Annotated in this window: 19 protein-coding genes and 1 pseudogene; 17 read left to right on the top strand and 3 right to left on the bottom strand. The window is 58.4% G+C overall.

Going from position 1 to position 22,548, the window contains the following annotated elements:
• Positions 1-16 precede the first annotated feature (16 nt).
• The 5 genes from QNJ86_RS00345 to QNJ86_RS00365 all read left to right on the top strand — a co-directional run bounded on the left by QNJ86_RS00345 (position 17) and on the right by QNJ86_RS00365 (position 4,118).
• The gene (locus QNJ86_RS00345) at positions 17-691 is read left to right on the top strand and encodes a zinc metallopeptidase (protein WP_283830570.1); all 675 of its coding nucleotides are present in this window, start codon (positions 17-19) and stop codon (positions 689-691) included.
• A 9-nt stretch (positions 692-700) separates the two neighbouring features.
• Complete coding sequence (xseA, locus tag QNJ86_RS00350; protein ID WP_283830571.1) at positions 701-2,152, top strand: exodeoxyribonuclease VII large subunit; 1,452 nt, start codon at positions 701-703, stop codon at positions 2,150-2,152.
• Positions 2,149-2,397 carry an exodeoxyribonuclease VII small subunit gene (gene xseB, locus QNJ86_RS00355; RefSeq protein WP_283830572.1) on the top strand — a complete coding sequence of 83 codons (249 nt, stop codon included), beginning with the start codon at positions 2,149-2,151 and terminating at the stop codon, positions 2,395-2,397. The genes xseA and xseB overlap by 4 nt, the downstream gene beginning before the upstream one ends.
• 14 nt (positions 2,398-2,411) lie before the next feature.
• Entirely contained in the window at positions 2,412-2,762 is a 351-nt protein-coding gene (locus QNJ86_RS00360) for a histidine triad nucleotide-binding protein (RefSeq protein ID WP_283830573.1), read from the top strand.
• Positions 2,763-2,897: 135 nt separating this feature from the next.
• Positions 2,898-4,118: an acetate/propionate family kinase gene (locus QNJ86_RS00365; RefSeq protein WP_283830574.1), complete on the top strand. Its 1,221-nt coding sequence runs from the start codon at positions 2,898-2,900 to the stop codon at positions 4,116-4,118.
• A gap of 153 nt (positions 4,119-4,271) precedes the next feature.
• Here the strand turns inward: QNJ86_RS00365 and pta are convergent, their stop codons facing one another.
• Positions 4,272-5,267, bottom strand: a complete 996-nt coding sequence (pta, locus tag QNJ86_RS00370; RefSeq protein ID WP_283830575.1) for a phosphate acetyltransferase — start codon at positions 5,265-5,267, stop codon at positions 4,272-4,274.
• A 146-nt stretch (positions 5,268-5,413) separates the two neighbouring features.
• On the opposite strand from pta, the gene glf reads away from it, so the two are divergent.
• From glf to QNJ86_RS00400, 7 genes and pseudogenes are all read left to right on the top strand, one after another.
• Positions 5,414-6,628 carry a UDP-galactopyranose mutase gene (gene glf / locus QNJ86_RS00375; protein WP_283830576.1) on the top strand — a complete coding sequence of 405 codons (1,215 nt, stop codon included), beginning with the start codon at positions 5,414-5,416 and terminating at the stop codon, positions 6,626-6,628.
• An 11-nt stretch (positions 6,629-6,639) separates the two neighbouring features.
• Positions 6,640-7,662, top strand: coding sequence for a glycosyltransferase family 2 protein (locus tag QNJ86_RS00380; RefSeq protein WP_283830577.1), 1,023 nt, complete (start codon positions 6,640-6,642; stop codon positions 7,660-7,662).
• A 439-nt stretch (positions 7,663-8,101) separates the two neighbouring features.
• Positions 8,102-8,374, top strand: a complete 273-nt coding sequence (locus QNJ86_RS00385; protein WP_283830578.1) for a BrnT family toxin — start codon at positions 8,102-8,104, stop codon at positions 8,372-8,374.
• Positions 8,352-8,615 carry a type II toxin-antitoxin system BrnA family antitoxin gene (brnA, locus tag QNJ86_RS00390; protein WP_283830579.1) on the top strand — a complete coding sequence of 88 codons (264 nt, stop codon included), beginning with the start codon at positions 8,352-8,354 and terminating at the stop codon, positions 8,613-8,615. Before QNJ86_RS00385 ends, brnA begins: the two co-directional genes overlap by 23 nt.
• A gap of 898 nt (positions 8,616-9,513) precedes the next feature.
• Positions 9,514-9,612 (top strand): annotated as a pseudogene (locus QNJ86_RS13855) (hypothetical protein); the annotation flags it as partial.
• Positions 9,613-9,645: 33 nt separating this feature from the next.
• Positions 9,646-12,294, top strand: a complete 2,649-nt coding sequence (locus tag QNJ86_RS00395) for a leucine-rich repeat protein (protein WP_283830580.1) — start codon at positions 9,646-9,648, stop codon at positions 12,292-12,294.
• A gap of 282 nt (positions 12,295-12,576) precedes the next feature.
• A complete protein-coding gene (locus tag QNJ86_RS00400; protein WP_283830581.1) occupies positions 12,577-13,725 on the top strand; it encodes an InlB B-repeat-containing protein in 1,149 nt (382 codons plus the stop codon).
• A gap of 793 nt (positions 13,726-14,518) precedes the next feature.
• Here QNJ86_RS00400 and QNJ86_RS00405 read toward each other — a convergent pair.
• Positions 14,519-16,246: an OPT/YSL family transporter gene (locus QNJ86_RS00405; protein ID WP_283830582.1), complete on the bottom strand. Its 1,728-nt coding sequence runs from the start codon at positions 16,244-16,246 to the stop codon at positions 14,519-14,521.
• Between the two features lie 175 nt (positions 16,247-16,421).
• Between QNJ86_RS00405 and QNJ86_RS00410 the strand changes: the two genes are divergently transcribed.
• From QNJ86_RS00410 to QNJ86_RS00430, 5 genes are all read left to right on the top strand, one after another.
• Positions 16,422-17,243 (top strand): type III pantothenate kinase, encoded by an 822-nt coding sequence (locus QNJ86_RS00410; RefSeq protein ID WP_283830583.1) that lies wholly within the window; start codon positions 16,422-16,424, stop codon positions 17,241-17,243.
• Positions 17,244-17,270: 27 nt separating this feature from the next.
• Positions 17,271-18,197 (top strand): UDP-N-acetylmuramate dehydrogenase, encoded by a 927-nt coding sequence (murB, locus tag QNJ86_RS00415; protein ID WP_283830584.1) that lies wholly within the window; start codon positions 17,271-17,273, stop codon positions 18,195-18,197.
• A gap of 331 nt (positions 18,198-18,528) precedes the next feature.
• A complete protein-coding gene (gene pyrR / locus QNJ86_RS00420; protein ID WP_283830585.1) occupies positions 18,529-19,116 on the top strand; it encodes a bifunctional pyr operon transcriptional regulator/uracil phosphoribosyltransferase PyrR in 588 nt (195 codons plus the stop codon).
• A 2-nt stretch (positions 19,117-19,118) separates the two neighbouring features.
• Positions 19,119-20,063, top strand: coding sequence for an aspartate carbamoyltransferase catalytic subunit (locus tag QNJ86_RS00425; protein WP_283830586.1), 945 nt, complete (start codon positions 19,119-19,121; stop codon positions 20,061-20,063).
• A complete protein-coding gene (locus QNJ86_RS00430) occupies positions 20,047-21,339 on the top strand; it encodes a dihydroorotase (RefSeq protein ID WP_283830587.1) in 1,293 nt (430 codons plus the stop codon). The genes QNJ86_RS00425 and QNJ86_RS00430 overlap by 17 nt, the downstream gene beginning before the upstream one ends.
• 123 nt (positions 21,340-21,462) lie before the next feature.
• Here the strand turns inward: QNJ86_RS00430 and QNJ86_RS00435 are convergent, their stop codons facing one another.
• The gene (locus QNJ86_RS00435) at positions 21,463-22,440 is read right to left on the bottom strand and encodes a hypothetical protein (RefSeq protein ID WP_283830588.1); all 978 of its coding nucleotides are present in this window, start codon (positions 22,438-22,440) and stop codon (positions 21,463-21,465) included.
• Positions 22,441-22,548 lie beyond the last annotated feature (108 nt).

Here is a 22,548-nt window from a genome sequence, read left to right on the forward strand (position 1 = left end):
AGGAGTGGTGTAAACCATGTTCTACGGATTCGATGCGAGCTATTTGGCGCTCATCGTGGTGACGCTGGTCATTGGCCTGGGTGCCACGTGGTACGTCAATTCCCAGCTGAAGAAGTACACGCATGTGCCGGTGTCCAACGGGCTGACGGGCGCGGAGGCGGCGCGACGGATGCTGGCGTACTACGGCATCACGAACGTTGAGATTCGCCGCGGCGGGCCTGGTCAAGACTTCTTTGACCCGCGCACGAACTCGGTGACGCTCTCGGCAGACGCCTACGATGGACGGTCGATCACGGCCACGGCCACGGCCTGCCACGAGGTGGGTCATGCGTGCCAGTATGCCCAGAATTATGCGCCCATGAAGATTCGCGGCGCGCTGGTTCCCGTGGTGAACCTTGCGTCAAACGCCTGGATTTTCCTGCTGCTTATCGGCATCCTTATGAGCTTCCCCTCGCTTATCACGCTCGCCATTATTTTGTATGCGGTGGCAGTGCTTTTCCAGGTGGTTACCCTGCCGGTTGAGTTCAACGCCTCGCGTCGCGCGATGACGTACATGAACACCATCGGACTTCCGCAGGGCGAGCAGGCGGGTGCCTTTAGCGTGCTGCGTGCCTGCGCGTTCACCTACGTGGCGGCGGCGCTCACCTCCATCCTGCAGCTTTTGTGGCTGCTTGGTCAGAACCGCGAATAGCGGCGCGCCATGGGGGAGCGAGGAGAAGGGGGTCGCGCGAACGTAGATGCGGCACTGAGCCGTGCCCGCGCTGCGACCTCGGGAACTGCCGGTGGTGAATCTCGGGACGCGCAAACGCTGTCGGTGTCGGCGGCGATGGCGCTTGCGAAAGGCGCGCTGGAAGGCGTGGTGGTACGCCTTGTGGGCGAAGTGTCCGAGGTGTCGTGCAAGCCGGGCTACAAGGCCGCCTATTTCACGGTGAAAGACAAGAGTGCGTCGTTGCCGTGCATGATGTGGAACAACCGCTACGAGGCCTCGGGTGTGCGCTTGGTCGTGGGTCAGCTGGTGGAGTTGACCGGCCGTTTTACGCTCTATGCGCCGAAAGGGCGCATGAATTTCGATGTGTTTTCCCTCTCGCTGGCGGGCGAGGGTATGCTGCGCCAGCAGGTGGCCGACCTGGCCCGCAAGCTGGAAGCCGAAGGGCTCATGCGCGCCGAGCGCAAGCGGCCGCTGCCGAAACTGCCGCAGTGTATTGGGCTTGTGACCTCGCCGCGCGGTGCGGCCGTGCACGACGTTTTGCGCACGCTGCGCCGTCGTTTCCCGCTGGCGCGCGTGCTGGTGGCCGGCGTGCCGGTAGAAGGCCGTGAGGCACCAGCGCGTATAGTTGAGGGTATCCGGTGCGTGTGTGCTGCGGGTGCTGAAATGGTGCTGGTGGTGCGCGGCGGTGGCTCGTTTGAGGACCTCATGCCATTCAACGACGAGGGGCTGGCGCGCGCCATTGCGGCGTGCCCTGTGCCTGTGGTGACGGGCATTGGCCATGAGCCGGACACCTCCATCGCCGACATGGTGGCCGACCTGCGTGCTTCTACGCCCACGGCCGCAGCTGAGGCGGCGGCGCCGGCGCGCGAGAGTTTGGAGCGCTTCTTCGAGGCGCGGGCGCGCTCGCTTTCCACCTGTGTTGCGCGCTCTCTGGAGCGCGAAGGTGCCGCGCTTTCTCGGCTGGCTGACCGGCCGGTATTCTGTGACGCAACCTTGCTGTTTGCGATGGAAGCCCAGACGCTCGATATCTACGCCGACCGTCTGGCGCGCTCCCTTCCGCGGGCACTTGAGCGCGATGGGGCGGCCTTGGCGGCGGCTCGCGCACGCCTTACTCATATGTTGCCGCGTGCGACGGAGCGCGAGCGGGCGCGTGTTGAATCGCTGCGCGGCCGCCTCATTGTGCGCGGCGGTGAGATGATTGCGCCGTACCGCGCCCAGACGGGTATTGCGGCTGCTCGCCTGCATGACCTTTCGCCACTGGCCATCATTGGGCGCGGCTATGCGGTGGCGCGCACCGAAGAGGGCGCGGTGGTGAAGAGCGTGGATCAGGCTCCGCCCGGCGCACCTGTTGTGGTGGCTGTAGCTGATGGTGAACTGGCATGTCGCGTGGAGGAAACGCGGCACATCGAGACGACCGTACTTACGTGGGAGGAGAAAGCATGACCGAGCAAAAGCCTATCGAGGAAATGACGTTTCGCGAGGCTATGGCTGAGTTGGACGGCATCGTGGGGGTGCTGGAGAGCAACACGCTGGAGCTGGAAGACAGCCTGAAAAGCTACGAGCGCGGCGTTGCTTTGCTTGCGGCCTTGCAGGGCCGGCTCGCCGAGGCGCAGCAGAAGGTTGACGTGCTGATGGGCGAACTTGTAGGCGAAGCGGACGACGCATCGCGTGATTCTAGCTTGTCTTAGAGAAGGGGTTTATTATGCGTAAAGATGATTGCTTGTTCTGCAAGATTGTGGCGGGGGAGATTCCTTCGACGAAGGTGTATGAGGATGACCGCGTGCTCGCGTTTGAGGATGTCAACCCACAGATGCCCGTACACACGCTCATTGTGCCGAAGAACCACTACGACAACATCGGGGATGGCATTCCCGATGAAGAGATGGGCTATCTGTTCAACACCGTGAAAAAGGTGGCCGAGATCAAGGGCATTGCCGAGAGCGGCTACCGCGTTATCGTGAACACCAACGACGATGCCCAGCAGACCGTGCATCATATTCACGTCCATGTGCTCGGCGGCGCGCCCATGAACTCTGGTAATCCTTCGAAGTAACTGGTGAAGTAACCTCAAGCCTTTTCGGTGAGTGGCACGCCGTTTGCCGAAACATAGGGGGCCAATCATTCGATGACCATATCGCATCCGTACAATTGTTAATTTAGGGAATAACACCTAAAAGGAGGCGGGTCGTTGAACGTACTAGTTATCAATGCAGGATCATCTTCCTTGAAATATCAGCTGGTGAACGTGGAAAATCACCAACTGCTCGCCAAGGGTATTTGTGAGCGCGTGGGTTCTGCCGAGGCGTTTCACAAGCACGGGCTGGATAAAAACGAAGTGGTCATCGACGCGAAGATGGCCGACCACGACGACGCAATGGCACTGGTGTTGGAGTCGCTCACAAGCGGCGCGACGAAGGCCATTGAATCGCTGGATGAAATTGACGCGGTGGGGCACCGCATCGTGCAGGGCGGCAAATACTTTGACCGCTCGGTGCTCATCGACGACGACGTCATCAGCAAGATTGACGAGTTGGCCGAGCTCGCACCTCTGCACAACAAGGCGGCACTCATGGGCATCCATGCCTGCCTCAAGCACATGCCGGACGTGCCTATGGTGGCAGTGTTCGACACGTCGTTTTTCCAGACGCTGCCGCCGAAGGCCTACATGTACCCCTTGCCCTACGAGCTGTACGAAAAGTACGCCATCCGCAAGTACGGCGCGCACGGTACGTCGCACCGCTACATCTCCGAGCGCGCGGCAGTGGTGCTCGACGAACCGCTTGAGGACCTGAAGCTCATCACCTGCCACCTGGGCAACGGCTGCTCCATCAGCGCCATCGACCACGGCGTGGCGGTGGACACCTCCATGGGCCTCACGCCGCTTGACGGCCTCATGATGGGTACGCGCTGCGGCGCCATCGACCCGGCCATCGTGCCGTTCGTCATGGAACACGAGAACCTCACGCCCGCTGAGATGAACGACCTTATGAACAAGAAGTCGGGTTTGCTTGGCATTTCCGGCATCTCCAACGACCTGCGCAGTGTGCGCGACGCCTCCGAGAAGGGCGACGAGCGCGCCATGCTGGCCTACGACATGTACTCCAACTCGGTGAAGAAGTACATCGGCCAGTACATCGCCGTCATGGGTGGCGTGGACGCCATCGTGCTCACGGCCGGCGTGGGCGAGAACTGCGAGAAGATGCGCCGCATGATTTTCACGGGCCTGCAGCCGCTCGGCATCATTCTCGACGAAGAGAAGAACCGCCAGCGCGGCTTCGAGCGCGAGATTTCGTCCGACAACTCGCAGGTGAAGATCATTATCATCCCCACCAACGAGGAATACATGATCGCCCGCGACACCTATGAAATAGTTCACGAACGCGTCAACGAACCACTTTTTACTGAGTAAATAATTTTGTCATCCTGAGCGAGCGAAGCGAGTCGAAGGATCCCGTGTGGTGCCAGCAGTGAGACTTCCTGCTATCGCCGCTCGGGATCCTTCGACTACGCGCCTGCGGCGCTCCGCTCAGGATGACAACGGGGGTTACACCCGGTGAAACTCCTACGCCTTCGCCGCCTGTGCTTGTACGCAGGTGATGGCAATGACGCCTACGATGTCGTCGGCGGAGCAGCCGCGCGAGAGGTCGTTCACCGGGGCGGCGATGCCCTGGGTGATGGGGCCGTATGCCTCGGCCTTCGCCAGGCGTTGCACCAGCTTGTAGCCAATGTTGCCGGCATCCAGGTCGGGGAATATGAGCACGTTCGCCTGCCCGGCCACCGCAGAGGTCGGTGCCTTCGACGCTCCCACGGACGGCACGATGGCGGCATCCAGCTGCAATTCGCCATCCAGCGCCAACTCCGGCGCTAGTTCTTTGGCGATGGCGGTTGCCTCCACCACCTTGGCGGCGTCCTCGTTCTTCGCCGACCCATAGGTCGAATGCGACAGCAGCGCCACCTTCGGCTCGGTGCCCAGCAGCGTGCGCCACGACTTCGCCGAGTTCACGGCAATGTGCGCCAGGCGCTCGGCGTCGGGCTGCACCTCCAAGCCGCAGTCGGAGAAGATGAACGTGCCCGCTTCGCCCATCTCGCAGTTCGGCACCACCATCACAAAGAATGAACTCACCAGCGCCACACCCGGCGCAGTCTTCAAGATTTGTAGGCAGGGACGCAGCACGTCTCCCGTGGCGTGGCACGCGCCCGCCACCATGCCGTCGGCGCGGCCCATCTTCACCATCATCACGCCGAAGTACAGCACGTCGTCCATAAGTGCAAGCGCCTGATCAGGCGTCATGCCCTTGTGCTGGCGCAGTTCGAACAGCTTGTTGGCCAACTCTTCGCGCATATCGGAGGTGCGAGGGTCAACAACAAGGGCCCCGTCGAGAGCATACCCGCTCGCCTGTATGGCATCCGCGTCGCCAAGAATAATCAGGTTAGCCGTCTCCTGGGCCAGAATGCGCTCGGCGGCAACCAGCGTGCGTTCGTCGTCGCCTTCGGGCAGCACGATGGTCTGCTTGTCGGCCGCGGCACGCGCGAGCATGGAATCGAGGAATGAACTCATAGCACCATCCTTTCGTAAGTTATCCGGTTTGTATGATAATCCACGCAGCGTTTCGGCTTCCCGGTAAAATAGCTGCTCGGTGTAATAAGCATATAGTTCGGGCCGGCGCGGCCCTGGTAAACCTCAGGATAAAGGAAGGTGCCCCCATGGGTGTGCAGTACTGCGATTTCAAGGACGTCGACATCGACGAGGTGGACGCTGTTGTTGTAGGCAGCGGTTTTGCCGGCAGCGTGATGGCGCGCGAGCTGGCCGAACGCGGCGGCAAGCGCGTGTTAGTCATTGAGAAGCGCCCGCACATCGGCGGCAACATGTACGACGAGCTGGACGAAGCGGGTATCCTCGTGCACCGCTACGGGCCTCACATCTTCCACACCAACGACAAGCGCGCCTTCGACTACGTACGTCGTTTCACCGAATGGCGTGACTACCAGCACGAAGTGCTCGCCGACTGGTACGGCACCTATATGCCTGTGCCGTTCAACAAAAACTCGATGGAAATTGCCTTTGGCGAAGAGAAGGCCGCGCATCTCACCCAGAAACTCATCGACACGTTTGGCGACGAGCGCAAGGTTACCATCACCGAGCTGCGCGCCCAGAACGACCCTGAGCTGGCCGAAATCGCCGACTTCATCTACAAGAATGTGTTTCTGTACTACACGCAGAAGCAGTGGGGCCTCACGCCCGAAGAGGTTGACCCCTCCGTCACGGCGCGCGTGCCCGTGTTCGTTTCGCGCGACAACCGCTACTTCCAGGACGCCTACCAGGGCATGCCGCTGCATGGCTACACGCCGCTGTTTGAGCGCATGCTCGACCACGAAGGCATTCAGGTGTGCCTGAACACCGAGGCAGAAAGCGTGTTTGACCTGGAGTTCGAAAGCGACGATGAAGACGCACCGCTGTCGGCCATCAACATGAAGGAGCGTCCGTTCACGGGCCCCATCATCTACACGGGTCCGCTGGATGAACTCTTCCTGTCGCGCTTCGGGCGCCTGCCGTACCGCAGCCTGGACTTCGTGTACGAGACACACGACACCGAACACGTGCTGCCCTGCGGCACGGTGAACTTCACGGTGACCGAGGATTACACGCGCATCACGGAGTTCAAATACCTCACCGGCCAGACCGCCGACAAGACCACCATCATGAAGGAGTACAGCCACTCCTACGACGACCCGAAGACGCAAACGCCGTACTACGCCATTCTGTCCGACGAGAACACGGCGCACTACGAGCGCTACCGCGCCCTCACCTCAACGCTGGACAACTTCCACCCGCTGGGGCGTCTGGCGGAGTATCGCTACTACAACATGGACGTTATCATCGGGCGCGCGCTGGCGCTGGCCGATGAGCTGGTGGGGTAGGGCAGCGCACCATGAAAACCCTTTCGTTTGCCGTGCCGTGCTACAACTCGGCCGCCTACATGGATAAATGTATCGAATCGCTGCTTGCCTGCGGTGATGACATTGAAATTATCATCGTTGACGATGGGTCGACCAAAGACGACACGCCCGCGAAGGCCGACGAGTGGGAGCGCCGTTACCCGGACATCATTCGCGCCGTCCATCAAGAAAACGGCGGGCATGGCCAGGCCGTGAACACGGGCCTGGCGCACGCGACGGGTCGCTACTTCAAGGTGGTGGACTCCGACGACTGGCTTGACGAGCGCGCCATGGCCGAGATCATGACGTATCTGCGCCGCCAAAACGAGCTTGAAGACGCCACCGACCTGGTCATCGGCAACTATGTGTACGAGAAGGTGGCGGAAGGTGCCCGCACGGTCATGCACTACCGCAACGTGTTTCCCGAGGGGCGCGAGTTCGGCTGGGACGAGGTGGGCCACTTCGGTCAGAGCCAATATTTGCTCATGCATTCGGTTATCTATCGTACCGAGCTGCTGCACGAAATGGGCCTCCAACTGCCGAAACATACGTTCTACGTGGACAACATCTTCGTGTACGTGCCGCTACCGCACGTGAAGACCATCTACTATCGCGACGTGGACATGTACCGCTACTTCATTGGCCGCGAAGATCAGAGTGTGAATGAAAGCGTCATGATGGGCCGCATCGACCAGCAACTGCGCGTGACGCGTCTCATGATTGACGCGGTGCAACTGCCGGGTGGTGTGCCTGAGAAGCGCCTCGAGCGCTATATGGAGAACTACCTTTCCATGATGATGTGCATCTGCTCCATCTTCCTGCGCATGATTGACACCGATGAGGCGGAGGATAAACGCGAGGCCATCTGGGGTTACCTAAAGGCGCAGAACCCCGACGTCTACCGCCGCATCCGCCGCAGCGCCCTCAACATGGGCACCAACCTCCCCACGGAACTCGGCCGCAAAATAGGCATCACCGGCTACCGCATGGCCCAAAAGATTTTCAAGTTTAACTAACGAGGTGCCAGGGCATCGCCACACCGCCGATAAAAATGTGACGCGCTTACGCGCTACTAATTAAGCCAAATGAGAAAGCCCTCCCTCTCATTATGACGAGGGCTTTCTTTTTTGGTTTTCTTTACTGAGCAGGGTACGTGTTTCTATTTTTCTTCCAAAAATAGAAACATTTGTACGTGTATTTATGCTATACTACTCTACACAATAGAGCCAGTGCAAGTGCCGTTACAATCCTTTCGAAAAGGGCGACGGGCCATAGATGACAATGGTGTTCCTCATTGTCCGTACCATGCTTGCAAGATCCTCTCAACCCAGGAACAAGGCAAAGGAGCCATCATGGTCTTATGTTGCTTTGTCTCTCAAGGCAGGAAATACCATGAATATGACATTGATTATATGTCTAAAAGAGGTATAATCGCTATAGAAATGGGGTCGAATCATGCAATTTGAATATGACCCTTATAAAAGCGAGCAAAACTTTGAAAAGTATGGTATGGATTTTGAACTGGCGCAAGATCTCTGGCTAGATGAAGATCGAGTTGAGTTCAAAGTCGCTCACTCTGGTGAGCAGCGGTACGGTGTTTTGGCTCGGTTTGCAGGAACGTGTTGGCTTGCGGTAGTTACCTATCGAAGCGATCGCATACGCATCATATCGGTGAGAAAAGCGACGCGTAAGGAGATGAGCCTTTATGACAAAATCAATAACTGCTGAAGAATTTGATCGTATGGTCGACGAAGGCCAAGATATTACTGAATTTATCATTGAAGATTCTATTTGCCAGCCAGGAAAGGGCGACGAGCCGCGCAAGGTAAATGGCACGATGCCAAGCTGGCTCGTTGATGAACTTGATCAAGAAGCCCGTCATCTTTCCGTGAGTAGGCAAGCAATCATCAATATGTGGCTTTCGGAAAAGGCGGAAGAAAAGCGTCGAATGAGAGCCGTAGCGGTCTAGCGAGGTTCTCTTTAAGAGGGTCTCTTTCTACGAAGCGGTAATTCTTTCAAGAACTGGGGTGCTGTGCGCTATTGCGGGCAGCACCCCAGTGCTGGTTATACTGATCGTTGTCTATGTTTTCTCAATAGTCGGCCCGCGTTAAAATGCGAGGGTAGGTGGTGATGCATTTGGCGTAATCGGTAGCGCGAAGCGTGTCACTGTTTATGGAGAAAGTATGGAGGCTAGTAGGTGCGGGGGATAGATTCTGAAGTGGGGTGGGGTATATGTCCCACCTGCGGCGATGTACTGCTGAAACGCTGGCTTTTCTTACAGCGGTCAAGAAAGGTCACTCTTCACAATCGAAAATCGCGTGCTACTATGCCGGATATATGCCGCACTGAGCGACGGACCGGGAAACGATGTCGTGGCGGTGTAGACGGGAAGAAGCACTACAAAAGGACAAGGGATAACCATGCGAAACCGAATGTTGCGGTACGGCAAGACGGCTTGCGCTCTCGCGTTGTCGTGCACCTTGGTTGCCGGCCCATTGCCTGCTTTCGCAGATACTGCGGAATCCAAAAATCTCCGGGGGGGGGGGGCTTTCTGAGCCTTTAGCCGCCCAAGGAGAAACCCAAGGAACTCCTACAAGCGACGAATCTCTTGCGACCTCAGTCGCACTTCTTCAATCCCAAACCACAGGCGCTCTGCCTCTCGTCCAAGGAATTCCCAAAGCAACCCTCGGCACATTTGTGTCCGAAGGTCTCGTATATGAGGTAAACGAAGACGGAACTTCCGTCGCTCTTGTTGGCATCCATGCCACCGATCTCAAAACCATCTCCGTCCCCACCCAGGTTGTAAGTGGTAGCGACACCTACATGGTGACTACCCTCAAAACCCTTGCGGGGGGGGGGCATTCACTGAGTATTCTGTAGAATCACTCTCTCTTCCTGAAACAATCAAAGATATCGACGATGAGGCACTCAAAGGTATCTCGTCACTCAAGCATGTCCAGATAAGCCCCAAGTGTGAGGGCTTTTCGTCGTTTGACGGCATGATCTTCACCAAAGATTACTCGCATCTCCTGCTCATTCCCGAGGGTAAGGAGGGTGCTGTTACCATCCCCGGCTTCACTCAATCCATTCTCACCCAGGCATTGTCCCTGTGCCGTTCGGGTACCTCACTCTCTTCCGGGGATGGCAGCACCGCATTTACTAGCTACGACAGAATGTTGTTCTCTAAAGATATGAAGACCTTGGTTGCCTGCCCGCCGGCTTACGGGAAAGCCGTCGTACTGCCAACCGAAACTGAGACTATCGGCGAATATGCCCTTGCAGGTTGCAAGGATCTTGCGTCGATCACCGTTCTGGGCAACGTGCAATCAATCGACCCGACAGCTTTCGCTGACGAAGTTAAGGTGTCCGCAGTTGTAGCCCTTCCCGCAGGGCAGAGCTACGAAGCTCGCAAGGCCGTTTGGGAAGCGGCTGGCTTCAAGCACTTTGCTGAACCTGCCAAACCTGGCTCAACCACAACTCCGGACAACAACGTAGCTAGCGGCCTCACCTACACCTTGCTTGAGAACTACACCCTCTCCGTCTCCTGGCAAGGCAAAGACGACCCGCAAGCAGACCTCGAAATCCCGTCGTCTGCCGAGATCAACGGCGTACCTTACCGCGTGAGTACCGTCGCCGAAAACGCCTTCGCCAACCGCGGCTCACTCACGAGCGTAAAGCTCCCTTCCACCCTCACCACCATCAATAGTGGAGCCTTTGCCGGTTGCGCGAACCTCGCAGCTATCGAGTTTCCCAACACCCTGCGCACCATAGGGGAGCGCGCCTTCGAAGCCACCTCCCTCAAGAACCTCTGGCTCCCGGCCAGCATCGAAACAATCGGCTCCCGAGCCTTCGCTTCCTGCTCATCGCTTGAGCGCATCGTTGCTCTCGGTGCTCCCGAAATTGCGAACGATACCATTTCTCGTTGCGCAAATGTCTCGGTTTATATCCCCTCTGGGTCCGAGAACTTTTGGAACCTCGGTCTTCCTTCCGACAACAACCACCTCATGCCCTACGGCGTCACGCTTTCCGAAGAACCCCTCACTATTGAAGCTGGACAAGAAGCCAACCTGTTAGAAGGCGGCAACCTCCAAGCTCCTGACCCCGTTGAGGCTTCTTACTCCTACGCGGCTGCTCCTTTGTCGGTGGATGCTGGCCAAGTAAACGCTAAGAAAGCAGGCACCTCCGATGTTACCGCCGTGCTCACGTTGGATGATGTGGAACTCACTCGCGCCAGCCGCACCGTAGAAGTCTCTCCGAACCCTGATGCAGAATCCAACATCGCTCTCATGAACACCAACTCATCCCTGCCTGCTGCCTATCTCGCCGATGCACGCAACAACCAAATTAGCGTCACCGCTCCCACACGAGTAACCTTGGGAGACGGAGATGGCTACGACGTAGCCACAAAACCCGAGTGTGCTACGGGTACTGCTATCTTCAAGAACAACTCCGTTGGTCAATCTGTGCAGCTTGATAGTGTTGAATGTACTAATGTTAGCGTTGAAAACAACATCCAAACGCTCGACACCTCAAGAAGCCTTGATAGCCAAAGAATCTTTAGCCTTTATCCCAAAGGATACGAAGACGCAGCTGTGAACTTCGGCTACGGCACTGATGTAAATAGCGCTATCCCAACTGATAATGAAGCTTTCGGCATCGCTCCCAATGCCTCAGCTCCCTATACGTTCCGCTTGAATCTGACAAACAAAATTGAACTTGCGAATGCTGAGGTGAAAGAAGATATAGCTAATACCAGTGGCAACACAGTATCCCTTGCCACCGTCATGTGCACCTTTGCAGGGTTTACGTTTACACCCACGGGCCACGGCAAAACAGACGATGCTTTCTACTTGCAAGATGCGAAAACAAGCACAGTCTATTCCCTTACCGATGTCAAAGCACATGCCAACGACATCTCTAACAAGGGTAAAGGCTCTCTCTACTACGATATGTACGCAGCTTATGCCACTGATGACACCAAGTATGAATGCAAGTCTACGTGGACGAACGGAACCTATGACCTGCGCATCATCGACGTTCTTCACGATGACAAGGCCTCTGGTGGTAAGGCGGGTCTCACGTTCCAGTTTAAGAATTTGCTTAACTTAGCCTACAGTTTAAATAGCGTGATAAGCTCCAATGATGGTGGCTGGGGTGCGAGCGAACTCCGCTCAAACATGAACCCAGGGATTGACAATTGTTCCTATGGATTCGACAAGGATCTCATCTGGAAGCAGGTTCCTGACGAATTGCAAAACGCTATCGAACTTGTCAAGAAAAAATACCAGCCTTCGCGAATCGGTGATACCTCTACTATCGCTACTACAAAAGACAAACTTTTCCTTGCAAGCTACTCCGAATTTGTTTCTGAAAGCTATTGGGGATCTGGTCACTGGACATCTCAAGAAGGCACCCAATACGCCTACTGGAACGGCAAAGTGACTCAAAACAAAGGTACAAACGATTGCCTTGTTAAGAAATACCAAAAGAATGCCCAAGACTCGGCTCAGATGGCAACCTACTGGTGGCAGCGCACTGCTAGCCCTTACAGTGATGCAGACTTTCTTCGTGTGTCGCCAGATGGCGACTTGGTTGTCACCCATGGCGCGAGTGTCTCCTGGGGTATTTGTCCTTGCTTCTGCCTCTAATCTAGTATCTAGAATCTGCCCGGACTGTGTCCTCGACAGGAGTTTACGACGGGGTAGGGCTTGAAGGTTGCGAAGTGTTAGTCCTCCGTAGGGCAAGGGCTCTGCCCTTGCCGCTCGGCAACGACTAACCTGGCAAGTCACCCATGGTTGACGGCAAAGGTAGAACCCTGCCTACGGAGGACAAGTGAGAGGTAGCTTGCAGTGAGTTTTAACAAATACGCACTACCAACCTTTTGCGACAAATCCCATGCGGGTTGATTATCGGAAGGGATACCAATAAGCATGTCTATCAGGTATAACATATCAAGTACTTCGCGGCTTACTCGGCGGGTGGTTGCGTGCGTTCTTACCTGTGCGCTGGTTCTGGCAGCCTTAGTGTCTGTGCCTGCACTTGCGGAGGAAGCCAACGTTGGCACTACGCTTATGGGTTTGCGGGTGACCGATTCGTCTAAGAACCAGCATTCGGAGGCAGATGGCCAACCAGGTTCCGTCAAAGTGGGTCTTCGTGTAACCAACTCAAATAGCACTAAACCCATCAAGGTTTCTGTTCAATTCCTCGGCAATGAGGGCACTTGGCGCGATGGCGCTCAAACCAAGACGGTTGACATAGAACTCCTTAAGCCCACGGTGCCTCCTGATCTTGAGAATCTGTCAAGGACAGGATACGAACTCGATGGCTGGTCCACGACACCAAAAGGAGAGGCCGTAAGTCTGCCAACATCCACCGTGGAACCTGCTATGTGGTTTGCTTGCTGGAAGGCTAAGTCCTATCAAGTCACGCTTGATCCAGACGGAGGTGAGGGCGGCGATACCTCGACAACTGCGACATATGATGCCCCTATGCCGCAGGTGACAGTGCCAAATGATAAGGATGGTTATATTTTTGCTGGATACTTCGATGACCAAAACAAGCAGTACTACGACGCAGAGGGTAAAGGCGTAAGCGGTGTAATGTGGGACAAGGATAAGGACAACGTTACTTTGACTGCTCACTGGACGTTGAAAATAGATTTCACTTTTCCAAGTGATGCTCTTATTCAGATTGATGCTACGGGTAATGTTACTGGTCAGGGGAACTTTACCTTCTCGTCTGGAACCGTTAAGCCCCTCAAGATTACTGCCGTAAAGGGTGCTCCAACCAGTGGTGCCGCCTCACTTTTTGCTCAGGGTACTATCCCTGATGGACTTCGCGTCTTGCTTACCCCGAAAGCGGGTTCTGGCGAGGAAGTGAGGGTTCCGCTTACTTCAGCCGATACGTCCATACCCAATGGCGGCTGGACTTTAGCTGCGGGTAGCACCAGCAATCCAACCACATTTGCGGTGGATTTCAGTCTGTTTCTTCCTAGTGGTACCCAATTGAACTACTTCCCAGAAGGTGATGTTGCTGTTGCTAACCTCTCCTATGTGGTGGAAGCAGCAGACGCTTCCTAGGCTCACTCCACCTACTCGCGGCAGGAACCACCCGCTCGGCCGCATAACTCGCAGGCGCGCCTTCCCATCACGGGCGTGCCTGCGTGGTTTTGGGCCTCTGCGTCTCTATTGCGCGAAAAAGTGTGACGCGCTTCGCGCTACTGATTACGTTAAGAGACATTCGACTCCCTCGCATTATGACGTGGGCATTCTTCTGGCGGTTTCTTGCTGGCGCCACACGGGATTCTTCGACTACGGCGCTTCGCGCCTCCGCTCAGAATGACAAAGGGGGGCCGGTGGCGTTGACGTTGTTGTTTTGGTTGATAGAGAAGTGCAGTGGTTAAAGCACTCCGCTGAAGATGAAAATATAACCATGACCTGCGTTTTCGCGCTTACGCGCGAACGGCGCTCTGGAGAACGCCGCTACGGGCATTATGCCAGCTGTAAGTCAATGCCTACAAGTCAGTCAGCCTGCGTCATAAAGTGTGGGATGTGGGATGCCTTTGACTAAATAGGTAGCGCGTAAGCGCGTCACTCTAGTGGAGCAACGTAGGCTGGGGGGTTTGGGAGGGTTCTTGGCGCTTCTGAACACTGTCTTCTTCGCGCCCGAAGGGCGCATGCTAAAGCATGAAGGAGTGCAGCGCACGAAAATGCTCTTCCGCGCGATGCGTGGAAGAGCATTTGAGCAGCGGAGCGGCGCGCCAAGAATCCTCTCAAACCTCCCAGCCGGACAGGTTGAAATGAGTTTTCCGCTCAACCTGGTTGTTGGTGATATCTTCGGGCATTTCGAAGGAAGCGTACCTGCATTTACCTTTTACGCTCCCAAGCCGGTGGCTACGGCGGTGAGGGCTACGAGGACGCCTATGATGGATTCGCCGCCGAGCAGGCCACTTGACACTACGAGGCCGGTTTCGGCTTGAGCCTTCTCGCGAGCGGCTTGTTCGTCGGGGGAGAGGTGGGCGCGGCGGCGCTTGCACACGGCATCGTACACCACCTTCGCCATGGCACCCAGAAATGCGGTGAACGACATGTAAAAGGGCAGGTAGATGCCCAGTCCCAGCATCATCGCGGGAAAGCCCACCAGGTACAGCACAAACCCAACCGTCAGGCCCAGCGCAAATGACGGCACGCTCGGGATGCCCGACACCATAGTGGCTACCACCGAGGCCTGCGCCGACACGAACGACGCCTGCGGGCCGAACGCCTCGGGGCCGTATGCGCTCACGAGAATTACCATCACGGCCACGGCCACCACGGCACCCAGTAAGGCGCCGATAGCCTGGCCGATCCACTGGGCCTTGGGGGAGGTACCCAGCACATGCCCTGCGTGGAAGTCGTTCATCACGTCGCCCGCAAGACCGCAGGCCACGGCCACAATACCGGCCACGAAGAACAGCTGCACCTGCGGCACGTTCGACACGGCGGCCACGGCCAGAAGCACAATGAGCCCGAATATCTCCATGGGGTCGATGCCCGTTTGCCCCACGCTCTGCGCGCTCATGGCGGTGGCCACCCATGCAAGCGCCACCACAATAACGGCAGGTACGGGGCCCAATTGCAACCCGAAGCAAATCACCAGCGCCACCGCTGCCACCGCGCAGGCCACAAGGCCAGCCGTCAGGCGCATCCGTCGCTTCGGCGCACGCACATCCGCGTCCGCGCCAGCGTCCGCTGCGTCAGCCGCACTCACCACCGCGCCCAGCACCACCGACCCACGCGTGTCCTTCAGCATGTGCACAGCCTTCGGCAAAATGTTCTTGCAGATTACGCCCACGCCGGCGCCCATCATCACACCCATGCCTAGGCTCGACACGATGCCCTGCGCGCTCGCGATATCCCAAAGCCCCGCTGCGCTGCCGCCCACAATAATGCCGAAGTTCGCCAGCACCGCGCCTGCAAACCACACCAGCACCGCGCCGGTTCCCACCAGAAAACCCACGGCCAGCAGCATGGGGGAGTTGTATATGCCAAACGCCACGCCTGGAATACTCACGTTCCCCAGTAGCATGGCGGGAATAGCGCCCACCCAGTCGCGCAGCGCCGTGTAGAGTCCCGCAATGCCCATCGCGCCGAACAGCTTCACGCCAACCTTGCCGCCCGCGTCACCCGCAATAAGCGTCTGAGCAGCCGCTTCGCCAATAGGGTATTCCAAATCGGCGTCTTCAATAAAGTGGCGACGTAACAGCACGGTGCACACCAGGCCCAGCACCACGCCCGACAGCGCCACCAACAGCATCTCGAACCAGCCCACCTCATCGGCAAAGCCCAGCATCCAAATGCCGGGGATGGTGAACGCCAGGCCGCCCGCCACCATGGCACCCGCGCTCATGACGGTGTGCGTGACGTTCGCCTCGTTTAGGCTGGCGCGCCTGCGCCCGAGCGCCTTCAAGAAAAACAGTGAAATGATGGCCGCAAACACAATGGGCCAGGGAAGCGCCCCCATTTTGAGGGCCGTGTACACCGAGGCGGCGGTAATAATGATGCAACCGACGCACCCAATGAGGATGCCGCGCAGCGTGAGCTGCCCCTTGACAGAGTCCATGTCCTTCTCCTTTTCGTATATCCGCTTCCCCTCGTTTCGGGAAGTCGGGTTACCGTTGGGACGGGTACAGTATAATCACGCAAGGCGCGCGCGGCATCGCAAAAAATGCAGTAGTGTGCGCGCAAGACGGAGAAATGGGTGCACCGATGAGCGAACGGTGCCGAAAGGAGGGCGCATGAACGCGAGGCCCGAACCAACTGGTGTGCTGGCGGTGGACGTGGGCAACACCTCGACGCGCTTTGGGCTGTTCGTGGACGGCGCCTTAGGTGATACGTGGGAAGCGTCCACGCCCGAGCGCTTGACGGTTGATGAAGCGCGGTGTGCGGTGGGTGCGTTTTTGGGGGAACGGGTGAGGCGCGCGGGCGTTGCTGGTGTGGGTGTGCTGCCTGCCGCGCCGGCCGACGCGGTCTTGTCGTGCGTTGTCCCTGACTTCGTTGAGGTGTGGACGCAGGCGTTGCGCGCCGAGTGTGGCCGTCGTCCGCTCGTGGTGGGCCCGGGCCTCAAGACGGGCGTGCGCATGCGCTACAGCGACCCGGCTGAAATTGGGCCCGACCGCATAGCTGACCTGGTGGCAGCCCTTGCGGAATTCACCGGTCCGTTGGTGGTGGTTGATTTGGGTACCACCACCAACTTAGAAGTGGTCGATGCCGACGGCGTGTTTGTGGGCGGCATCATAGCGCCCGGGCTTGCGCTGGGCGCGCGCTCGCTTGCCAACGCTGCCGCGCGCCTGCCGGTGGTGGAGCTGAAGGCACCCCAGTCGGTCATTGGGAAGAATACGCGCGAGGCCATGCAGGCCGGCGTGGTGATGGGCGAGGTTGCGCGCCTCGATGGCTTGCTTGACCTGGTGGAAGCCGAACTTGGTAGCACGCCTACGGTGGTGGTCACGGGCACGCATGCGGCGGCACTTGCGGCCCTGTTGCGCCACGATGCGCAGGCCGACGACACGCTCACGTTGCGCGGCTTGCATAAGCTCTACGAAGCGAACCGGAAGAAGTAGGCGCGCACGCGCGAAGAAGGGGGATGCATGGACGCACAGGCGCTGGTGCTCGAACTCAAGAAGATCGCAGGTGAGGACGCGGTACGCTCAGACGAGCCGATGGCCGCTCATACGACGTTTCAGATTGGCGGCCCGGCTGACGTGTTCGTTGAGCCGCGCACGGAACAGGCCGTGTGCGCAACGTTTATGCTCTGCCGCCAGGCGGACGTGCCGGTGCGTGTGCTGGGCCTGGGGAGTGACCTCTTGGTGGCTGATGCGGGCCTGCGCTGTGTGGTGGTGCGCCTGGCGGAAAACTTTGCCACCATCGAGCGACAGGGAAACGTGTTGCAGGTGCAGGCGGGCGCCTCAAATGCCGATGTTGCGCAGGTGGCGTGTGCGGCGGGACTTGCCGGCTATGAGTTTGCAAGCGGCATCCCGGGCACCATAGGCGGCGCGGCCATCATGAACGCCGGCGCCTACGGCGGCGAATTCAAGGACGTGGCCGTGGCCCTGCGCTGCCTCACGCCCACAGGCGAGGTGGTGGACGTCAGCGCCGAAGAGGCCGCCTGGTCGTATCGCCACTCCATGATGGACGCGGCGGGCTATGTGGTGCTGGCGGCAACGCTGCGCCTCACGTCCGATAACCCTGCAGTCATCCAAGAGCGCATGGACGACCTCGCTCGTCGCCGCGCCGAAAAGCAGCCGCTCGATATGCCCAGCGCCGGCAGCACCTTCAAGCGCCCTGAGGGTCACTTTGTGGGGAAGCTCGTGCAAGAGGCAGGCCTGCGCGGCGTGCGTGTGGGCGGCGCGCAAGTGTCGGAAAAACACACGGGTTTCCTCGTCAACGCAGGTGATGCCACGGCCGCTGATGTCTGTGCTCTTATCGAGCTCGTGCAAGAGCGCGTGTATGAACACACAGGCGTGCAGCTTGAGCCGGAGGTTCGCCGCTGGGGCTTCGAAGACGAGGAACGCTAACGCCCGGCTTCTTCACCCCTTCGCCCCCTCTTCCGCACGTTCCCTACCTCTCGCCCTCTTCCGCACCACACCGTTTCTACCCCTCGTGCAACATTTCGAAGAAAACCGTGCAAGAGGGGTTACCAAACTGATCCAAAGCGCCTATACTGCCCCCAGTCCTTTAAAAGCGGTACAGAGAGACCGACAAGGTAGAACCCCAAGCGCCCACTCACACAAGGGCGCGACGAGTCGAAGCCTTTGTCTGTCGCGGAGGCTTTTTTCATGCCCGCGGCAGGCGCCCGCCCAGCGGGACGAGGTCCGCCTGTACCATCCCGACGAAAGGGGTGGGTGCATGACCGAAACAGGCACGGTCAAGACCGTCTGCATGGACGCAGACGAGATCGAGCGGTCGTTGACGCGCATTGCGCATCAGATCCTCGAGGCGAACAAGGGCGCGGGGAACATCGCGCTCGTCGGCATTGTGACGCGGGGCGATTTGCTCGCCAAGCGCCTGGTCGAAAAGATTGAGGCCATCGAAGGCACCAAGGTGCCGCTCGGCAAGCTGGACATCAGCTTCTATCGCGACGACTTCGCGACGCATCTCTCGCCGGAGGTGCATTCCACGGACATTCTCTTCGACCTCGACGGCAAAGATGTCGTGCTGGTGGACGACGTGCTGTATACGGGCCGCACCATCCGCGCTGCGCTCGACGCGCTTATGGACATCGGTCGTCCGAAAACGGTGCAGCTGGCGGTGCTCGTGGACCGCGGCCACCGCGAACTTCCCATCCGCGCCGACTTCGTGGGCAAAAATGTGCCCTCGTCGGCCGACGAGAGCGTGCGCCTGTTCCTTGAAGAGGTGGACGGCAAGTCTGAGGTGGAAATTCTGGAAGTAGCACCGGGCTCTCACGTGGGTTCGGCACCGCTGGGAGGTGAATAGGCATGGCGTTCAATCACAAGCACCTGATTGATATCACGGAGTATTCCGCCGACGACATCATGACCGTCCTGGAGACGGCCACTCGCTTCAAGGAGGTCAACGAGCGCCGCATCAAGCAGGTGCCCACCTTGAAGGGTGTCACGGTAGTAAATATGTTCAACGAGCCGTCCACGCGCACGCGCTCGTCGTTTGAGATTGCCGAGAAGCGCCTGAGTGCGAACAGCCTGAACTTCGGCGGCAGCTCCACGTCCACGGTGAAGGGCGAGAGCCTGGTGGACACGGTGGAGACGCTCTGCGCCTACAAGATTGACATGATTATTGTGCGCGATAAGCACGCCGGTGTGCCGCGCAAGATTGCGGATGTGTCTGGCGCGCACGTGATTGACGCGGGCGACGGCAAGCATCAGCATCCGACGCAGGCGCTCTTGGACCTGTACTCCATCTGGGAGGTCAAGGGCGACCTCGCCGGCCTTAAGGTGGGCGTGGTTGGCGACATCGGGCACTCCCGCGTGTGTGGTTCGCTTATCCCGGCGCTCAAGATTATGGGCTGCGACGTGACGGTGATTGCGCCGCCGACGCTTCTGCCCGCGCGCCCGGACGTGCTCGGCGCCGACCGCGTGACCACGAAGCTTGACGAAGTGCTGCCTGACCTGGACGTGGTGTACATGCTGCGCATCCAGCGCGAGCGTCTTGAAGGCGCGCCGTACCCGAGCCTGCGTGAGTACAACATGCTCTACGGCCTCACGAAGGAGCGCGAGCCGCTCATGAAGCCCGACGCCCTCATCTGCCACCCCGGCCCCATCAACCGCGGCGTCGAACTGGACAGCTACATGGCCGATCACCCGAAGCGCTCGGTCATTCTCGATCAGGTGTATGCGGGCATTCTCACCCGCATGGCCGAAATGTATTTGCTGCTTGGAGGGAGCGAAGATGGCCTTACTGCTTAAGAACGCCCACGTGATTGACCCGCAGGTGGGTCTGAATGAAACGGCCGACATCCTCGTGCGCGACGGTAAGATTGTCGAAATTGGTACCGGCCTCACCATGGAGAAGGGCGTCGAGCGCGACCTGGGCGGCAAGATTGTGGTACCCGGCCTGGTAGACATGCATGTGCATCTGCGCGAGCCCGGCTTTGAGCAGAAGGAAGACATCGCCTCCGGCACGCGCGCGGCGGCCCATGGCGGCTTCACGGCGGTGTGCTGCATGCCGAACACGAAGCCCGTTATCGACAGCGCGGTGGGCGTGGAGTATGTGCAAGCACGCGCAGCGGCGGTTGGCAAGTGCCGCGTGCATGTGGCCGGCTCCTGCTCGCAGGGGCTTAAGGGCGAGACGCTTTCCGAGATGGGCGATATGGTGGCCCACGGTGCCGTGGCCTTCACGGACGATGGGCGCGGCGTGCAGGGCGCGGGCATGATGCGCCGCGTGATGGACTACGCCTCGCAGTTCGACCGCGTGGTCATGAGCCACTGCCAGGACGAGGACTTGGTGGGCGACGGCCAGGTGAACGAGGGTGTGGCCTCCACGCGCCTCGGCATGCTGGGCTGGCCGGCCGAGGGCGAAGAGATTCAGATTGCCCGCGACATTGCCATGTGCCGTCTTACCGGTTGCCCGTTGCATATTCAGCACCTGACCACCGCGCGTGGCCTGGAGTTGGTGCGCGCCGCGAAAGCCGAGGGCCTGCCTGTGACCTGCGAAGTCACGCCGCACCACCTGTTCCTTACCGAGGACGCCATAGGGGACGACTACAACACCTTCCTCAAGGTGAACCCGCCGCTGCGCACGGCCGAGGACGCCGCCGCGCTGGTGGAAGGAGTGAAAGACGGCACGGTGGACGCCATCGTGACCGATCACGCGCCGCATACGCACTACGAGAAAAACTGCGAGTTCGAGCTGGCGCCCTTCGGCATGACCGGCTTGGAGACTTCGCTGGCCCTGGTCATCACGCACTTGGTTGCGCCGGACATCATCAGCTGGGAGCGCGCGGTGGAGCTGATGAGCGCGAAGCCCCGCGAGATCCTACGCGTCGAGCGCGTGGCGCTTGAGCCGGGCGCTGTGGCCGACCTCACGGTCATCGACCCCGAGGTCATCTGGACGGTGGAGGCCGACGACTTCCTCAGTAAAGCCACGAACTCCGGCTTCATCGGCGCCGAACTCACCGGCCGCGCCACCGACGTCTACCTAGCCGGCTACGCCACCCTGGAGGACGGCGCTATCGTCGAGTAAGCGCGGGGGTGTGATTTACCCACGCCACACACGCATAAAACACGAAGAAGCCGGGACATGCTGCCCCGGCTTCTTTTCTTTCAACTTGCATGTTTCCCGTTCAGCGGGCGGGTGTGTGCGTTACTACAAACCTAATTCCTCTTTCACTATCTCATAATCATCCAGCATGTATTCAGGGTTGATGATGTTGTACTGAATATCATCTGGTCTTGTTTCAAAGGCATCCGTGAATACGTTCTCACCCATAACCTCGGCATAGCGGAAGAGCAGGGTGCGCGTGGCCTCGTTCATCCGGGCAGCGTATTCTTCATTGGAGAGTTGCCCTCGTATCAGCAGATTATCCAATTCGTGCTTGAGTGACATGGTTTCAAAATCGGCGTCGAGGATCGGCTGAGATTCGTTGAGGTTGGGCACAAGTTCGCTTAGAAAATCACGCCGCTCATCTGTATCGGGGCCATTTGTCAGACCCCATCGTATGGCAGCATCCTGCTCTTCGTTGATGGCCGCTAGTTCGGCATCAAGGGCTGCGGAATCGAAGTTTTCATCCAGAATATGGTCATCACTCATATTCTCGCCGTAGCACGCTACCAGCGTTTTCACGTATTTGGAGATGGCGCGCTCATGCCCCCAGATTCCCCGATTCCCATATATGATTTTTGAGGCCGACAGCGATGGGGGCCAGTTAATGAGCGCATGCAGCGGATCGGTCACGTCTGTTGCGCACGTTATGGTGTTGCACATTTGATGGCACAACCCCGTCAACCCATAGATAATGCCCGCAGAATCGCCACGGTTTCGGTAGCCGCCTTTCTTGCTATTGTAATCGTACCTATCAAAGTAGATGGGGCGGGTCCACTGAGCGAGGCATAGCGCGATTCTCGCATGGCAGGTCAGTTCTCTTTCTGCGGTTTCGCAGGCGATGCGAAAGTAAAATGAACTGCGACGTAAAAAGTAATGAGCGGGGCATTCCGTACCTTTGTCGTTCGTGCCTCCGTAGCATTGGAAGCGGTACTCTGTTTCCCCGATTTTCATTTTCGCGAATGCGTGTTCTGCGGTGTCGCCGTTGATAGGATAGTGCCCGACTACCATCGTTGCCATCATGACCTCCGATTCTCGGACGAAGTCGCACGATTGTACGATTACTGAGTACTATACGAATATATTCCCCTAAAAGATAGTCTCACCCGAACGATTTGTGCACGTTTTTGC

It is taken from the genome of Gordonibacter faecis (genome assembly GCF_030077735.1).
Taxonomy (GTDB): domain Bacteria; phylum Actinomycetota; class Coriobacteriia; order Coriobacteriales; family Eggerthellaceae; genus Gordonibacter; species Gordonibacter faecis.

Bases quoted from the DNA above. Each gene is read 5' to 3' on its own strand.
- pta (WP_283830575.1), bottom strand. From the start codon at position 5,267: ATGAGTTCATTCCTCGATTCCATGCTCGCGCGTGCCGCGGCCGACAAG.
- xseA (WP_283830571.1), top strand. From the start codon at position 701: ATGGGGGAGCGAGGAGAAGGGGGTCGCGCGAACGTAGATGCGGCACTG.
- QNJ86_RS00410 (WP_283830583.1), top strand. From the start codon at position 16,422: ATGAACGCGAGGCCCGAACCAACTGGTGTGCTGGCGGTGGACGTGGGC.
- QNJ86_RS00360 (WP_283830573.1), top strand. From the start codon at position 2,412: ATGCGTAAAGATGATTGCTTGTTCTGCAAGATTGTGGCGGGGGAGATT.
- QNJ86_RS00385 (WP_283830578.1), top strand. From the start codon at position 8,102: ATGCAATTTGAATATGACCCTTATAAAAGCGAGCAAAACTTTGAAAAG.
- QNJ86_RS00380 (WP_283830577.1), top strand. From the start codon at position 6,640: ATGAAAACCCTTTCGTTTGCCGTGCCGTGCTACAACTCGGCCGCCTAC.
- QNJ86_RS00395 (WP_283830580.1), top strand. From the start codon at position 9,646: ATGATCTTCACCAAAGATTACTCGCATCTCCTGCTCATTCCCGAGGGT.
- QNJ86_RS00400 (WP_283830581.1), top strand. From the start codon at position 12,577: ATGTCTATCAGGTATAACATATCAAGTACTTCGCGGCTTACTCGGCGG.
- QNJ86_RS00435 (WP_283830588.1), bottom strand. From the start codon at position 22,440: ATGATGGCAACGATGGTAGTCGGGCACTATCCTATCAACGGCGACACC.
- QNJ86_RS00425 (WP_283830586.1), top strand. From the start codon at position 19,119: ATGGCGTTCAATCACAAGCACCTGATTGATATCACGGAGTATTCCGCC.
- brnA (WP_283830579.1), top strand. From the start codon at position 8,352: ATGACAAAATCAATAACTGCTGAAGAATTTGATCGTATGGTCGACGAA.
- QNJ86_RS00345 (WP_283830570.1), top strand. From the start codon at position 17: ATGTTCTACGGATTCGATGCGAGCTATTTGGCGCTCATCGTGGTGACG.
- QNJ86_RS00405 (WP_283830582.1), bottom strand. From the start codon at position 16,246: ATGGACTCTGTCAAGGGGCAGCTCACGCTGCGCGGCATCCTCATTGGG.
- pyrR (WP_283830585.1), top strand. From the start codon at position 18,529: ATGACCGAAACAGGCACGGTCAAGACCGTCTGCATGGACGCAGACGAG.
- murB (WP_283830584.1), top strand. From the start codon at position 17,271: ATGGACGCACAGGCGCTGGTGCTCGAACTCAAGAAGATCGCAGGTGAG.
- xseB (WP_283830572.1), top strand. From the start codon at position 2,149: ATGACCGAGCAAAAGCCTATCGAGGAAATGACGTTTCGCGAGGCTATG.
- glf (WP_283830576.1), top strand. From the start codon at position 5,414: ATGGGTGTGCAGTACTGCGATTTCAAGGACGTCGACATCGACGAGGTG.
- QNJ86_RS00430 (WP_283830587.1), top strand. From the start codon at position 20,047: ATGGCCTTACTGCTTAAGAACGCCCACGTGATTGACCCGCAGGTGGGT.